Annotated in this window: 13 protein-coding genes; 5 read left to right on the forward strand and 8 right to left on the reverse strand. The window is 68.9% G+C overall.

The features are described from left to right. The first annotated feature begins 4 nt into the window (after positions 1-4). A complete protein-coding gene (locus OHB23_RS01275) occupies positions 5-760 on the forward strand; it encodes an FAD-binding oxidoreductase (protein WP_328810669.1) in 756 nt (251 codons plus the stop codon). Positions 761-763: 3 nt separating this feature from the next. On the opposite strand, the gene OHB23_RS01280 is transcribed toward OHB23_RS01275, so the two are convergent. The 4 genes from OHB23_RS01280 to dnaK are packed head-to-tail and all read right to left on the reverse strand — an operon-like array spanning position 764 to position 4888. Next, positions 764-1186: a heat shock protein transcriptional repressor HspR gene (locus OHB23_RS01280; protein ID WP_027506925.1), complete on the reverse strand. Its 423-nt coding sequence runs from the start codon at positions 1184-1186 to the stop codon at positions 764-766. A 27-nt stretch (positions 1187-1213) separates the two neighbouring features. Next, on the reverse strand, positions 1214-2395 hold the full coding sequence (dnaJ, locus tag OHB23_RS01285) for a molecular chaperone DnaJ (RefSeq protein WP_328810670.1): 1182 nt from the start codon (positions 2393-2395) through the stop codon (positions 1214-1216). A gap of 43 nt (positions 2396-2438) precedes the next feature. Continuing rightward, positions 2439-3047 carry a nucleotide exchange factor GrpE gene (grpE, locus tag OHB23_RS01290; protein ID WP_328810671.1) on the reverse strand — a complete coding sequence of 203 codons (609 nt, stop codon included), beginning with the start codon at positions 3045-3047 and terminating at the stop codon, positions 2439-2441. Further along, on the reverse strand, positions 3044-4888 hold the full coding sequence (gene dnaK / locus OHB23_RS01295; protein WP_027506927.1) for a molecular chaperone DnaK: 1845 nt from the start codon (positions 4886-4888) through the stop codon (positions 3044-3046). Before dnaK ends, grpE begins: the two co-directional genes overlap by 4 nt. 452 nt (positions 4889-5340) lie before the next feature. On the opposite strand from dnaK, the gene OHB23_RS01300 reads away from it, so the two are divergent. Both OHB23_RS01300 and OHB23_RS01305 read left to right on the forward strand, forming a co-directional pair. Then, positions 5341-6198 (forward strand): ABC transporter ATP-binding protein, encoded by an 858-nt coding sequence (locus tag OHB23_RS01300; protein ID WP_328810672.1) that lies wholly within the window; start codon positions 5341-5343, stop codon positions 6196-6198. Between the two features lies 1 nt (position 6199). After that, positions 6200-7327: an ABC transporter permease gene (locus OHB23_RS01305; protein WP_328810673.1), complete on the forward strand. Its 1128-nt coding sequence runs from the start codon at positions 6200-6202 to the stop codon at positions 7325-7327. A gap of 5 nt (positions 7328-7332) precedes the next feature. On the opposite strand, the gene OHB23_RS01310 is transcribed toward OHB23_RS01305, so the two are convergent. Beyond that, on the reverse strand, positions 7333-8049 hold the full coding sequence (locus tag OHB23_RS01310) for an SDR family oxidoreductase (protein ID WP_328810674.1): 717 nt from the start codon (positions 8047-8049) through the stop codon (positions 7333-7335). A 151-nt stretch (positions 8050-8200) separates the two neighbouring features. On the opposite strand from OHB23_RS01310, the gene OHB23_RS01315 reads away from it, so the two are divergent. Next, entirely contained in the window at positions 8201-9034 is an 834-nt protein-coding gene (locus tag OHB23_RS01315) for a hypothetical protein (protein WP_328810675.1), read from the forward strand. A gap of 24 nt (positions 9035-9058) precedes the next feature. On the opposite strand, the gene OHB23_RS01320 is transcribed toward OHB23_RS01315, so the two are convergent. After that, complete coding sequence (locus OHB23_RS01320) at positions 9059-10354, reverse strand: lipase family protein (RefSeq protein ID WP_328810676.1); 1296 nt, start codon at positions 10352-10354, stop codon at positions 9059-9061. A 181-nt stretch (positions 10355-10535) separates the two neighbouring features. Between OHB23_RS01320 and OHB23_RS01325 the strand changes: the two genes are divergently transcribed. Next, complete coding sequence (locus OHB23_RS01325; RefSeq protein WP_156380616.1) at positions 10536-11093, forward strand: hypothetical protein; 558 nt, start codon at positions 10536-10538, stop codon at positions 11091-11093. A gap of 2 nt (positions 11094-11095) precedes the next feature. Here OHB23_RS01325 and OHB23_RS01330 read toward each other — a convergent pair whose 3' ends face one another. After that, positions 11096-12565, reverse strand: a complete 1470-nt coding sequence (locus OHB23_RS01330) for a dynamin family protein (protein WP_328810677.1) — start codon at positions 12563-12565, stop codon at positions 11096-11098. After that, a complete protein-coding gene (locus OHB23_RS01335) occupies positions 12562-14391 on the reverse strand; it encodes a dynamin family protein (RefSeq protein ID WP_328811702.1) in 1830 nt (609 codons plus the stop codon). The genes OHB23_RS01330 and OHB23_RS01335 overlap by 4 nt, the downstream gene beginning before the upstream one ends. Between the last annotated feature and the right edge of the window lie 234 nt (positions 14392-14625).

Consider the following 14625-nt stretch of genomic DNA (forward strand, 5'->3'; position numbering starts at 1 on the left):
ACCGGTGACCGTGGTCGAAGCGCAAGTGGTGCAGTGCCATCGGCTGCGCCGTGATCTCCTGATCGTCCGCCTCGTCGGCGAGCTGGTTCCGTTCGCCGCGGGGCAGTCCGTCGCCGTGACGGTGCCCACCTCGCCGCACCTGCCTCGTCGGTACTCCCCCGCCCTGCCCCCGTCGCGAGACGGCAAGTACGAGTTCCACATTCGCGAGGTACCGGCAGGCTGGGTCAGTCGCAGCATCGTCCGCGAGACCCGTGAGGGCGACGTCTGGACTCTCGACGACCCGGCGGGCGACCTGCGTGTCGACGACACCGACGACGACGTCGTGATGGTCGCGGGCGGAACAGGTCTCGCACCGATGCGCGCGCTGCTGCTGGGCCTGGCACGTCGGCCACGACCTCCGCGGGTGCGGCTCTACGTGGGAGGCAGGCACCCCCGCGATCTCTATGCAGCCGACATGCTGTCCCTGATGGCGCGATCAGCGCCATGGCTCACGGTGATCCCGGTGGTGGACGAGCCCGTGGACCCGCCGTACCGCGACGAGTTCTTCGATGCCGCCGAGACCGTGCGGCTGCAGACGGCACCCGACTCCGGCTTCGCACCTCACGAGTACCTCGTCGGCCGCGTCGGCGAGGTGGTGGCGCGGCGCGGGCCGTACCTGTCGCAGCGCGTGCTGGTGTGCGGATCACCGGCGATGTCGAGCTTCACGACGCGTGCCCTGGTGACGACGGGAACCCCCGCGGAGAACATCCGCACGGGGTGAGGGTCAGGTCTGCTTCGGGTTGCGCGGCGTCCACACGACGAGCGCGTTACTGCGTTGCACCGGAACGAGATCGCGTCGGTACCCGGCGTGAACCTTGGCCAGCTCGGTCGCCATCTCGGTGACGCGGGCCTGCAGCGCCTCCACCTGATTGGTGAGTTCGATGATGCGCTTGATACCCGCCAGATTGACGCCCTCGTCCTGCGAGAGACGCTGCACCTCGCGGAGCAGCGCGACGTCGCGCGGAGAGTACCGTCGCCCACCGCCGGTGGTGCGGAACGGCGTCACCAGTCCGAGACGGTCGTAGGTGCGCAGTGTCTGGGCGTGCATGCCGGCGAGCTCGGCGGCGACGGAGATGACGAAGATCCGGGCATCCGGGTCCGCGCCTGCGTCGCGCGCATCCTGCGGATCGCTGGGCGTCCGAGTCATCTCATCTCTCCTCTCGCATCAGAACCGTCAGGCTCCGGGCCACCCGGAGCGGGGATCGAAACCACTCGCCTTCTCCGCCGCAGCGTAGGCCTCGAGGGCATCACGTGCCGCGTCGTCCAACTCGGACGGCACGGCCACCTTCACCGTGACCAACAGGTCACCGATCTTCGACTTCTTGGGAATGCCGCGGCCCTTCACCCGGAAGGTGCGGCCGTCCACCGTGCCTGCCGGAACCTTCAGACCGACTCGGCCGTCGAGCGTCGGCACCGACAACGTCGTGCCGAGCACCAGTTCGCTGTACGCGACGGGAACCGTGAGGGTGAGATCGTCACCCGTGCGGCCGAACACGGCGTCGCTCTTCACGTGCACCGTCACCAGCAGATCGCCGGCGGCAGCGCCGCGCAGACCGGCCTCGCCTCGGCCGGCCACTCGGACACGTTGCCCGTCACTGACACCGGCAGGAACCCGCACCGTCACCGACCGGGTGCGGTTCTGCACCCCGGTGCCGCGGCAGTCGGTGCACGGATCGTCGATGATCGAGCCGGTGCCCCGGCAGTCGTCGCACGGCTCGCTGAAGCCGAACGCGCCCTGGTTGCGGCTGACCACACCGGCACCGTTGCACCGCGGGCACACCCGCGGGCTCGTGCCGGGCTTCGCGCCACTCCCGTGGCAGGTGGTGCAGGACGACGGGCTCGTGATGGACAGCGGGACAGACGTTCCCACCGCCGCGTCACGGAAGTCGAGTGTCACCTCGGCAGCGAGATCACTCCCACGCCGGGGACGTGACGACGCGGCCTGGGTACGACCACCGGCCGCGCCACGGTTGAACAACCCGCCGAACAGATCACCGAGATCGGCTCCGCCACCGGCACCTCCGAAGAGGTCACCGACGTCGAACCCGCCGGCCGTACCCCCGCCGCCGAAGTTGGTTCCGCCCCCCGGCGAGAATCCGCCGCGTCCGAAACCACCACTGGCGAACAGTGATCGGGCCTCGTCGTACTCCTTGCGCTTCGCGGGGTCGGAGAGCACCGCATTGGCCTCGCTGACCGCCTTGAAGCGCTCCTCCGCCTTCGCGTCCCCCGGATTGGAGTCCGGATGGTTGTCGCGCGCGAGCTTGCGGTACGCCTTCTTGATCTCGTCCTGCGACGCGGAGGAGGCGACGCCCAGCTCCTTGTAGAAGTCCTTCTCTATCCACTCCCGTTGGCTCACCGGTCGCCTCCTCCTCTCACATCACATCTTCGTTGTGGTCGAACTATGCCTGGTCGGATGCCGCGTCGGCGCCCGAACCGTCGACGACGGCGACCATGGCGGTGCGCAGAACTCGATCACGCACCTTGTACCCCTTGCGGAACACGCTGCCGACGACAGGATCGTTGCCGTCGCCCTCGTGCTGCACTGCCTCGTGCAGTGCAGGGTCGAACGCGTCGCCCTCGTCACCGAAGGCGACGAGACCCTGTGCGGTGATGACGGATTCGAGCTTGTCCGCCACCGACTTCAGCGGCCCCGTCTCGAGGTCACCGTGCTTGCGCGCCCGATCGAGATCGTCGAGCACACCCAGCAACTCGGCCAACACCGACGCCTTGGCGTTGTCGATGTCCACCTGCTTGTCCCGAGCGACGCGTCGCCGGTAGTTGGCGAACTCGGCGCTGAGGCGCTGCAGGTCGGCCGTCCGCTCGGACAGCTCGTCCCTCTCGGGTGCAGCCTCGGAATCCACGGAACCCTCGGACATCTCTGCCTCGAGAACCTCTGCTTCGTCCTCCACGTCACCGGGCTGGGGCGCCGTGGCGGAGCCCGCGAGGGACTCCTCCACGGCGGGGTCGACGTCGGGTGCGTCTACCTTCCCGGTGTCCTCAGCACTCACTTCTTGTCCGTGTCGACCGGCTCGTCCACGACCTCGGCGTCGACGACATCGTCGCTACCGTCGGTCGGGGCGGCGCCGTCGGCACCTGCTCCGTCGGCTGCTGCCGACTCGTACAGTGCCTGACCCAGAGCCTGCGACTCCGTGCTCAGCTTCTCCACCGCTGCCTTGATGGCAGCGATGTCGGTGCCGTTCAAGGCAGTGCGAGCCTCCGCGATGGCCGACTCGACCTTCTCCTTGGTCTCCGCAGGAACCTTGTCCTCGTTGTCCTTGACGAACTTCTCCGTCTGGTAGACGAGCGACTCGGCCTGGTTGCGGGTCTCGGCCTCCTCGCGACGGGTCTTGTCCTCCTCGGCGTGAGCCTCGGCGTCCTTGACCATGCGCTCGATCTCCTCCTTGGAGAGGCCGGAGCCCTCCTGGATCTTGATCGTGTTCTCCTTGCCGGTGCCCTTGTCCTTCGCCGTCACGTGCACGATGCCGTTGGCGTCGATGTCGAACGTGACCTCGATCTGGGGCACACCGCGCGGTGCGGGAGGCAGCTCCGTCAGCTCGAACGAGCCGAGAAGCTTGTTGTGCGACGCGATCTCGCGCTCACCCTGGAAGACCTGGATCTGCACCGACGGCTGATTGTCGTCCGCCGTAGTGAAGGTCTCGGACCGCTTGGTGGGGATGGTGGTGTTGCGCTCGATGAGCTTGGTCATCACGCCACCCTTGGTCTCGATGCCGAGGGACAGCGGCGTGACGTCGAGGAGCAGAACGTCCTTGACCTCACCCTTGAGCACACCGGCCTGCAGTGCGGCGCCGACGGCCACGACCTCGTCCGGGTTGACGCCCTTGTTGGGCTCGCGTCCACCGGAGAGCTCCTTGACCAGCTCGGACACGGCCGGCATACGGGTGGAGCCACCGACGAGCACGACGTGGTCGATGTCCTTGACCGCGATGCCCGAGTCCTTGACCACGGCCTGGAACGGCGCGCGGGTGCGGTCGAGCAGGTCGGCGGTGATCTTCTGGAACTCGGAGCGGCTGAGCTGCTCGTCGAGGAAGAGCGGGTTCTTGTCCGAGTCCACCGTGATGTACGGCAGGTTGATGGACGTGCTCTGGCTCGAGGACAGCTCGATCTTGGCCTTCTCCGCAGCCTCACGCAGGCGCTGGAGAGCCATCTTGTCCTTGGTCAGATCGATGCCGTTCTGAGCCTTGAACTTGTCGACGAGCCAGGTGACGATGCGCTCGTCCCAGTCGTCGCCACCGAGGTGGTTGTCGCCGGACGTGGCGCGGACCTCGACGACACCGTCGCCGATCTCGAGCAGGGACACGTCGAACGTGCCGCCACCGAGGTCGAACACGAGAATGGTCTGTTCCTTCTCGCCCTTGTCCAGGCCGTACGCCAGAGCGGCGGCGGTGGGCTCGTTGACGATGCGCAGGACGTTGAGGCCGGCGATCTGGCCGGCTTCCTTCGTGGCCTGACGCTGTGCGTCCTCGAAGTACGCGGGCACCGTGATGACCGCGTCGGTGATCTCTTCGCCCAGGTACGCCTCGGCGTCACGCTTGAGCTTCATGAGCGTGCGCGCGCTGATCTCCTGCGACGTGTACTTCTTGTCGTCGATGCCGACGGTCCAGTCAGTGCCGATGTGGCGCTTGACGGAGCGAATGGTCCGGTCGACGTTCGTGACGGCCTGGTTCTTCGCGGACTGGCCGACGAGAACCTCTCCGTTCTTGGCGAACGCGACGATGGACGGGGTGGTGCGTGCACCCTCGGAGTTGGCCACCACGACCGGTTCGCCGCCCTCCAGGACGGACACGACCGAGTTGGTGGTCCCGAGGTCGATTCCGACCGCACGAGCCATGTGAAGACCTCCTGATAGATGCTGCTGTGATCGTTCGAGCGTCTGCCTGAGCGAACTGCGCTCAAGTCTGCCTGTCGGATTCTCGCTCCGTCAAGTCGTACTTGAGTGACCCACGCTCAATGGCAGTCGTACGGCTCAACGGAGGGGTGTGCGAGTTTGTTCCCGGAGTGCTCGGCCGGCTGTGGTCCGCGCGTCTGGACCCACCCGATCGCGAGGCTTTCTGCGGATCGGCAGCATTCGACGCGAAAATGTGGCAAAACCTGCACTCGGCCGTGCCTCAGCATCCACAGGTCGACCGGATCGACGGGATCCCGCCTCCGGCAGCGAGTTGAGAGCACTCACGCATGGTCGGCGCGTGTGAACCCACCCGATCGCGAGGCTTTCTGCAGATCCGCGGAATTCGACGCGAGAGTGTGGCTGAACACGCGCGTCCGACGGTTAGGGTCCACGGCATGTCACCGGTTCCCGGCACTACCCTGACGGCACGCGGCCTCACCCGAACCTTCGGCAGACACACTGCCGTCGCGCACGCCGACGTGACGCTCGCTCCCGGCACGGTCACCGGGCTGGTCGGGCCCAACGGCGCCGGCAAGACGACACTGCTGCTGATGCTCGCCGGCCTCCTGGCTCCCGACTCCGGGACCCTCGAGCTGGATGGGTCTCCGGTCGAGACGGTCGCACTTCGGCGGGCCGTGGGGTGGATGCCGGATGTGTTCGGCACCTGGGACAGCCTGACCGCGTCCGAGATCCTGTCGACGTTCGGACGGCTGCACGGGCTGTCGTCGCAGGACGCCCGGGCCCGCGCCGCCGAACTGCTGCAGCAGGTCCACCTCGACGATCGCGCCGACCGACCCGCGCACGAGTTGTCCCGCGGCCAGAAGCAGCGGCTCGGGTTCGCCCGCGCACTGGTGCACCGACCGCGATTACTTCTACTCGACGAGCCGGCATCGGGCATGGATCCGCGCTCGCGAGTCGAACTGCGCGACGAGGTCCGCCGGCTCGCCGACAACGGATGCGCAGTGCTGGTGTCGAGCCACATCCTCACCGAACTGTCGGAGATGGTGGACGACGTGCTCGTGATGACGGACGGGCGCACGCGGGAGTCGGCACCCGCCACCGAACGATCGTGGCGACTACGCGCGGTGGGCCGGCCTGCATCGTCGGCCGACATCCTGCACTTCCCCGACGAGGAGGCCGCGGCGCGACACCTGCGCACGGTCGTCGACTCGGGAGTGCTCGTCGCCGAGTTCGCCCGGGTGGACTCGCAGCTCGAGGACACCTACCTCGCACTCGACGCGGACAGGACCTGACATGGCGGCACGGACGAGCAGCTGGTGGTCGGTGGTCGGCGTACTGATCGGCCTCGAACTCCGGCAGCGACTGCGCACCACCCGGTGGCGCATCACCCTGGCCGTCACGTTCACGGTCATTTCGCTGGCCGTGTTCGGGTCGATGTATCTGGCACTGTCGGTGGACGAGGCCGATGCGAACTACGACGGCTGGGCGCGCAATCTCTACGCGGTCGTACTGGGAGTCGAGCTGTTCCTCGGCGTGGTCCTCGCCCCCACCCTCACGGCGACGTCGATCAACGGTGACCGCAAGGACGCGACGCTCGCCGTGGTGCAGGCGACGCCGATCAGCCACTGGCAGTTGGCCGTCGGCAAACTTCTCGGGTCGTGGGTGTCCTGCCTTGCCCTCGTCGCCGTGGCGTCGCCGTACCTGGTGTGGGGCATCGTCGCCGCGCCCTACGGCATCGGCACCTCGGTGCTGGGCGTGATCGTTCTGTGCCTGATCTTCCTGTGCTACTGCGGGATCGGGCTCGGGTACTCGGCGCTCACCGCACGCCCGGCGGGATCGGCCGTCCTGACGCAGGCCACCGTGTTCTTCCTGGTGTTGGGCCTCCCGGCACTGTTCGGCCTGCTCTACTCGACCACGGCGGAGGACCACGAGGTGGTGGGCGCCGAGTACACGTACGTGGACGATTCGTTCGACACCGTTCCGGACTGTCGCGACGTGGCCACGGTGCGCTCCTACGAGCACACCGAGCGTATCTGGTGGCTGTTGGCGCCCAACCCGTTTCTCATTCTCCCGGATGTGGTGGCCGCACATGACAATCCGAGCGTACGTGTCTGGACGTCGGACGAGCGGCCACCCGATCCCAGCGTGGCGCGCCCGATAGCCGAGACGCTCTCGACGGCGCGCACGGGCCCGTACCTGACGGAGCCGACCTGCGCGGACACCGTGTCGACCTACCGCGTGAGCGCCTCGAACCGCAGCTTCTACGACGAGCAGGTCGCGTTCGAATCCGGAAAGGTCGGCGACAGTTGGTACCTCGGGCTGGCCGTCAATGTCATCCTGGGAGCTCTCGGACTCACGGTCGCCGCGCGGCGACTCCGCGTTCCGGCCCGCACCTTGCCGAGGGGCGTGCGGATCGCCTGAGGCGCTCAGCTCAGCCGTCCACCCCCGTCGACGTGGAGGGTGGTTCCGGTGACGAAGGTGTTGGTCAGGGCGAGCAGCACCGCTGCCGACACGTCCTCCGGGCGGCCCACGCGCCGTGCGGGATTGGAGGCAGCCGTCGCGTCGAACATCTTCTGCTTCCCGTCTCCCATGCCGTCCCACGAACCCGAGTCGACGATGCCGGGCGAGACGGCGTTGACCCGCAACGGTGCCAGTTCGACGGCCAACGCTTCCGCGAGGAATGCGACAGCACCGTTGGTCGTGGCCATGACGGCGAGGCCCGGCGCCGGCTTCCATGCGGCGACACCGGAGAAGAACACGAACGAGCCGCCGTCCCGCAGCGTGGGAGCGAAGTGCTTGGCCAGCAGGATCGGTCCGACGACCTTGGCTGCGAACGCGCGCTCGACGGCGGCGCGGTCGAGGTCTGCGACCGGGCCGTTGGCGTGGTTCGCCGCGAGCGACACGACGTGATCGAGAGGTCCGAGCGTGGTGACGGCGGCGGCGATGGACGATTCGTCGTCGAGGTCGAAGTGCACCGCCGATGCGCCCGAGCCGAGCTCGGCGACAGTGTCGGCCAGGGCCTCCGGGCGTCGGCTGCCGAGGACGACTTCCGCGCCGGCGGCGAGCGCGTCCTCGGCGATGCGCCGCGCGATGCCCGACGAGCCGCCGACGAGAAGGATGCGGGTGTTCTGCAGGGTGCTCATGACGGTGTGTCCCTTCCGCGGCCCCGTCTCTCGCGGCCACGGAAGGTTCAGCGCACCGAGCCCGCAGCATCATCCCATCGCGCTATCGATAGTTCCGGGACCTGCCATTCATACTCTCTATGGCCACAGCGTGGCGGCATAATCGGCCAGCATGACGTTCGACGAGGTGGCCGACGAGCTGTACGGGCTGGACCCGTCCGACTTCGTCGCCGCGCGCACCGGCCGGCAGAAGCAGGCGCGTTCCGACGGCGACAAGGACCTGGCCAAGCAGATCGGTGCGCTGCGCAAACCGACGATCGTCGGGTGGGTGCTGAACGTGACGGTGCGCGACGCGGAGGACGACGTCACAGACCTGCTCGACCTCGGCGAAGCACTTCGTGAGGCGCAGCAACATCTGCGGGAAGGCCGGAGGCCGGCCGGTCGACCGTCGGGTGCCACCCTCCGCACGTTGACGAAGCAGCGGCAACGCGCGGTGCGCGCGCTGGCGAGCCGGGCTGCGGAGATCGCGGAGGATCGCGGTCACCCGATCGGCGAGGACGTCGGGCGCGAGGTGACGCAGAGCCTGAATGCGGCGCTGTCCGATGCGGACATCGCCGACGAGGTGCGGCGCGGCCGGATGCTGGGGGCCGCCGAGTACAGCGGGTTCGGCCCGATGGGGCTGGTGTCCGTCGATCCCGAACCCGCGAAAGAACCGGAACCCGCACCCGACGACACGGCCGAACGGGAGATGGAAGAGCAGCGAGCCCGCGCACAGGCCGAACTCGACGACGCCGAGGCTGCGCTGCAGGGTGCGACCGAGGCGCTGGAGAAGGCCGACCATCGCATCGACGAGCTGCAGGAGTCGGTCGACGCCCTCACCGAGCAACTCGAAAAGGCACGCGAGGACCTGGAGGCGGCGCAGGACGCGCGTTCCGAGGCGGCGTCGGAGAAGGACGCGTCGACCTCGAGGGTCCGGAACGCGACGAAGCGCCTCGATCGACTGTGATCGAGGCGCTTCGGCGGTGACGGGTCAGGCGCAGTTGCCCGCTGTGGGGACGTCGCGGAACCGGGCGTCGATCCAGTTGGTGCCGGCGCCGAGTCCGATGAAGTCGGGCAGGACGTGGCCGAGCGCGAGCCCGGGGAGGAAGAACGGCAACTGCTGCGTGTTCAGCTGGACGTTCGAGCCCTTCCCGCACCAGGTTGCGGCGAGATCGACGGCCTGGCCGTGCGGCACGATGTCGTCGCCCGTGCCGGTGTCGATGTAGACCGGCGTGGTGGGTGTGCGGTTACCGATCTTGTTCTCGGCGAGAACTGTCTGCGCCTCGGGAATGCGCTTGAGGTAGTCCGACAGCGATTCGCCGGTGGTGATCCACTCGTTGGTGCGGTGGAAGCCCACGGTGAGTGCACTTTCCACGACGCACTGATTCTCGAGTGCCGCCAGCGCAGCCTTGCCGGCCGGGTTGGTCGACGCGTCGATGATCGGGCCCAACTCGGGGTTGGACCGGCGCAGACCGTTCAGGGTGTAGCCGATGACACCGGTGAGGATGGTGCCGTCGACCTGCGCCAGCGTCGCGGCGAGATCGGCGACGGGCGCGCCGGCGTAGGTGCCCTTGATGTCCAGCTCCGGGGCGTACTCGGGAGCGAGCTCCACGGCCGCTGCCACGGCGCCGCCGCCCTGGGAGTAACCCCAGAGGCCGACCGGGGAGTCGGAACCGACCTTGGTGTTGCCGAGCTGCTGCGCGGCGCGGGCCGCATCGAGCACCGCGTGCGCTTCCGCGGCGCGGTTGACGTAGGTGTGCGCCCCCGGCGTGCCCAGACCGTCGTAGTCGGTGATGACGACGCCGTAGCCGCGGGCCAGCAACGCGTAGGTGGAGAGGAGCTCGTACTCGACCATGAGTCCGAGAACGGGTGTGTAGGTGAGGACGTTGTTGAGCTGGTGCGACGGCGCGCACTGATCACCCTGGCCGTGGGTGCCGGGGGCGATCACCACGAGCGGGCGCGGACCGGGGCCGGTCCACTCGGCCGACGGGTCGATGTACGTCCCGGTGACGGCCACCGGCGCGTCGTTGGCGTCCTGCGACCGGTACATCAGGCGCGTCGCGGTGCCAGGAATCGGTCCCTGCGGCAAGGGGAGCGACAGTGCGAGATTCGACGGCCCGGTACGGATGAGGTCACCGTCGTTCCCGGCGGGAAGCGGCGAGGGGGGCGTGTAGAAGCTCGAGGCCGGGCCGGGGGGTTCGGCGGTCGCCGTGGGCACCACCGCGCCGAACAGACCGAGACACATCACCAGACCGACGCCGGCAGACCGCAGTTTCCGCACATTCATCCCATCGACAACGGGGCCCTGGCGGGCCCACTACCGCCCTGACCGTAAGTGATGGGGCCCACTTCCGAGAAGCCGGTGTGACCCCGACCGCGGACTTCGTGCTCGATCACTTTCCGAGCCCGAGCGGACGGGGCCGGACCACAACAGGGTCGGACGGAAACAGACCCTCTAGCCTGAAGCCATGAACGCGTCGGACAGTGTCGAAGGCTCGCAACCCCCGAAGCCGCCCCGCCCGTCGGTGCACGTGACGCCCATGCGGGAGCCGGTTCCCGACGAGCGCCCACGCGCCGTCGATGCCGCCGTGATCCTGTGGAGTCTGTGCCTCGTCGTCCTGGCGGCCACCGGCGCGCTGCTGGGACTCGACCACCAGGGACTACGGTCGCGCCTCGCCGACGTCCTCTCGGCCGACGCCCCCGGCACCTCGACGGAGGACATCGACTCGACGGTCCTCATCACGCTCGTCGCCGGTGCTGCCGTCGGCGCCGTCGTTCTCCTGGTGGGACTGGCCGGCATCCTGCAGATCCGCGGCCGACGCCCCACCGGACGATCCACGCTGACCGTGGTCGGCATCGTCGCGGCCGCGGGATCGATCGCGTTCTGGATCGCGACCTCCGATGCGCTGGAGCAGCCCACGACGTATGCGCCGTTCGTCGTCGCGGCCCTCGCTCTGCTGGGCACCGCTCCGCTGTTCGTCCCCGCCGTCGGGCGATGGCTCGCGGCCGCTCCCGTCAGGCGCTGATCTCAGCGGCGGTCGAGCTCCGCGAGGATGCCCTCGGCGCTGCGCGCGGCGATGTCGCACGCCCGCGCCGTGAACCGGTCGAGCAGCGGATGGGACGCGCGGGAGCGCCAACTGCGGACCGCGTCGAAGGCCGTCTTGCGCTGCAGTTCCACCGAGTCGTCCGGATCGAGCCCCAACCGCGTCGTCGTCTCGGTGCCCTGCGCACCCACCAGTCGAGCGAGCTCCGCCTTCTCCGGCTCGGGCAGCCGCACCTCGCGTGCCCGTAGCTGACCGAGCAGACGCAGTTCCTTGAACCCGTGGACGTCGGCGAGGGTGGATCCCACCTCGTCGATGATGGCGCGCGATCCCGCGGCCGGGGAGGCGCGCAGCACGCGATCGAGAGTGACGAGGGCCGAGTGCGCCTTGAGCTGGTCGGCTCGCTCGCCGAACTGCACGTCGATGATGTGCCGTAGCTCCTCGAGTCCACTGCGCTCGACGAGTTCGCGTGCGAGCGTAGGCGAATCGCGCGTGCCCATGCGGATGAGCGTGACGGCCATCCGGATGCCGAAGAGCCCGAAACGGTCGACGAGTCCGGCGCGCGTCTCCGCATCGACGGGGAGTGGCATGTCCGGGCGGGAGAAGCGGTCGGCCGACAGCATCGCCAGTTGGAGGTCGTCGGGCGGAGCGTCGGCCAACGCGACGAGCGCGCCGAACTCGCTCTGCCGCAATGTCCGTGCCCCGAGGGCGAGCAGGCCGGCGACGGGCACGACGGCCTGGCACAGACCGGTCTTCTCGAGTTCCACCGCGAAGCGGGACGCCACTTCCTTGGCCGACATCATCGCGTCCATGCGACCGGCGCCCACCTCGTCGGCACGCGAGACGACCCCGACCACGCCGAGCGGGCCGGAGTCGCCACCGACAGCGTCGTTGATGCGGGTGAGGAACGACGTGTCGGACGCGCTCAGGGTGCGCAGGAGATAGACCACGGCATCGGCGCCGGACGCGGAGTCCTCGGGCGTCAACATCGACAACGTCCGCTCGGACACGTCCAGGGACAGCGACGACGTGCCGGGGGTGTCGATGATGGTGTTGCGGGCCAGGGTTCGCGCCGGCCACTCGACGTCGAGGCGGTCCACGCGGTCGGCGGTGAGATCGCCGAAGTCGAACGACAGTCGACCACCCCGTCGGAGCACCGGGATGCTCATCGAGCGGTCCCCGTCGTACCGGGCCGTCACAGAGGGCGACGTCCCGCGGCGGTACCACGTGACGACGCGGGTGCACTCGGTCGCGTCGGTGGGGGCGATGTCCTGTCCGACGAGCGCGTTGAGGAGCGTCGACTTGCCGGCCTTGAGTGATCCGGCGAGCGCGACGCGCAGCGGCTCGTCGAGCCGGTCCGCGCAGACGCGCAACGCATCCCGGACGTCCGGCTCCCGCACGTACTCCGCCTGCGCCGCCGCGACGAGTTCCCGCGCACGGTCGAGCGTGACACTCACGAGCCGGTACCGATCTGCGTGCGGTCCGCACGAGCCGCCTCGACGACCTTGTCTGCCTCGGCGGCCTCGACGGCCTCTGGGTCGAGCTTCTGCGCGATGCTGCGCAGTGCGGAGATCTTCTTGAGGGTCTGCTCCAGTTCGGCTGTGCGCGCGGCACGCTCGGACGAGGCGCCGGCCGCCGCCTCCTGCGCGGCCCGCAGCGAGTCGCTCACCGAGCGCACCGTCTGATCGGCCATGTCGGTGAAGTGGTCACGGAGCTGGCGCTGAACGAGCCGCAGGCGGTCCTTGGACTCCTTGCCCACCTGGAAGCTGACGTCATCGGTGAACTTGCGGATGGCGACCTTCGCGTCGGCCCGCCGCTTGAGCACCCGCGCCTCCTTGTCGTCCTTGTAGGCCTTGCTGCCCAACAGGACTCCGGCGCCGAGCGAGATCGGATTGAGCAGCGCCAGTCCCATCATCGTCGTGATGAGTCCGAACATGAGCACGCCACCGTAGGAGCCGCGCATGCCCACGAGCACCTTCGAGGTGATGCCCATCCGGCCGGACTCGAGGTCCCCCAGTGAGGTCACCGGGTCCATGACGCCGTCGACGTTCGCGATGTTCATCGCCGGGATGTGCGCATCGGCCGTCTCGGCGAAGTGCCGAGCGACCGTCTCGGCGAGCCACAGGGACCGCTCGTGTGCCCAGACGAAGTTGTCCCCCACGGCGGAGGCGATCTGGTCCTCGAGCCACTCACCGATGCGCGGCCAGTCCTTGCCCGGGTCTCCCCCGTCGACCGCCTCCTCCGCCTCACGGGTGATGACGCGCAGCCGGTCTCGCAGGTCGTGGTCGATGTCGGCGGCCAGATCGGTGATGCCGTCGTTGAGTGTCTGCTGCCACCGACTGCTGCGCTTCTGCATGTCCTCGGCGTTGGCCCGCGCCTGTTGCAGACCGGCCACCGCCGCGGCGGCGGTCTCCGGATCGCGAAGCGCCGCGAGTTCACTGCCCAGGGCGAGGGCGAGGTGCTCGGACACCGAGCGGACGTCGAGAGCGACGGCCTTGCGGGTGGTGGCGTCGGCACGCTGCACCACACCGCGGAGGAAGTCGTAGAGAGCCGGGAAGCCGGCCTCCTTGTCGAGCGAGTCGTCCTTCAGCCGCAGCGCGTGCGAGCGGAGCATCGACGAGATCGGCATCAGCGGGACGTCGATGCCCTGCCGCGCGAGGTGCCCGCGATCGGCCTCGACGATGCGCCGCCAGTGCGGGTACAGGTCGGTCTTGGTCACCAGGCACGCGACCGCCGGGCACAGAGTCACCACCTGGCGCAGGAAGGCCACCTCGGGCTCGGTGAACTCCTGACTCGAATCGGACAGCACCAGAACGGCATCCGCCGACGTGACCAGACCCAGGGTGCTGTTGGCGTGCGGGTTGCCGTGGCCGCCGACGCCGGGGGTGTCGATGACGACGAGCCCGTCCTTCAGCAGCGGGCTGGGCACGGAGATCTCGAGGCGCAGGATCTCGCGACCCTCCGCGCGCGGGTCGGTCGGTGTGACGGCATGGATGTCCGCCATGGGGATGTCGATGCGCACCGGGTCGGCACCGATCTCGCCGACCACCAGCTCCGCCCGCTCGGTCTCCGCGTACGCGACCATCGTGGGCACCGCGGTGGTCTCGTCGTCGCCCACCGAACACACGTCGAGGCCCAGCAGCGAGTTGACGAACTGGCTCTTGCCCTGCTTGAGCGGTCCGACCACGACGATGCGCAGGCGCGGATCGAGCACCCGCTCACGCGCCGCCGTCAACCGGTCGAGAAGGTCGCGGCGACCGGCACCGGACGCCACCTCGCCCATCCGGGACAGGAGCTCGGCCAGTTGCGTCGCCTGCGTCGGCGCGGGGGTCTTCCCGGCGCCGGTCTGCACGGCGGGTGGTGCGTCGTTCTGCATGTGGTCCCGATCTGTCTGCGGTGGCAACGGGTCGAGCGCGTCTGTGAGCATTCACCATCTGCGGCGGTGTGACCCTCACGGTAAGCGCCGACGACCCCGTACGCATAAGCGCGTACGGGGTCGTCGGTGTTACAGAGCGCG

This window comes from Rhodococcus sp. NBC_00294 (assembly GCF_036163995.1).
GTDB lineage: Bacteria > Actinomycetota > Actinomycetes > Mycobacteriales > Mycobacteriaceae > Rhodococcoides.

What these genes read in the sequence shown, in the direction of transcription:
- dnaK (WP_027506927.1), bottom strand. Translation starts at nt 4,888, where the DNA reads ATGGCTCGTGCGGTCGGAATCGACCTCGGGACCACCAACTCGGTCGTG.
- OHB23_RS01300 (WP_328810672.1), top strand. Translation starts at nt 5,341, where the DNA reads ATGTCACCGGTTCCCGGCACTACCCTGACGGCACGCGGCCTCACCCGA.
- OHB23_RS01325 (WP_156380616.1), top strand. Translation starts at nt 10,536, where the DNA reads ATGAACGCGTCGGACAGTGTCGAAGGCTCGCAACCCCCGAAGCCGCCC.
- OHB23_RS01305 (WP_328810673.1), top strand. Translation starts at nt 6,200, where the DNA reads ATGGCGGCACGGACGAGCAGCTGGTGGTCGGTGGTCGGCGTACTGATC.
- OHB23_RS01335 (WP_328811702.1), bottom strand. Translation starts at nt 14,391, where the DNA reads ATGGGCGAGGTGGCGTCCGGTGCCGGTCGCCGCGACCTTCTCGACCGG.
- OHB23_RS01280 (WP_027506925.1), bottom strand. Translation starts at nt 1,186, where the DNA reads ATGACTCGGACGCCCAGCGATCCGCAGGATGCGCGCGACGCAGGCGCG.
- OHB23_RS01320 (WP_328810676.1), bottom strand. Translation starts at nt 10,354, where the DNA reads ATGAATGTGCGGAAACTGCGGTCTGCCGGCGTCGGTCTGGTGATGTGT.
- OHB23_RS01315 (WP_328810675.1), top strand. Translation starts at nt 8,201, where the DNA reads ATGACGTTCGACGAGGTGGCCGACGAGCTGTACGGGCTGGACCCGTCC.
- OHB23_RS01310 (WP_328810674.1), bottom strand. Translation starts at nt 8,049, where the DNA reads ATGAGCACCCTGCAGAACACCCGCATCCTTCTCGTCGGCGGCTCGTCG.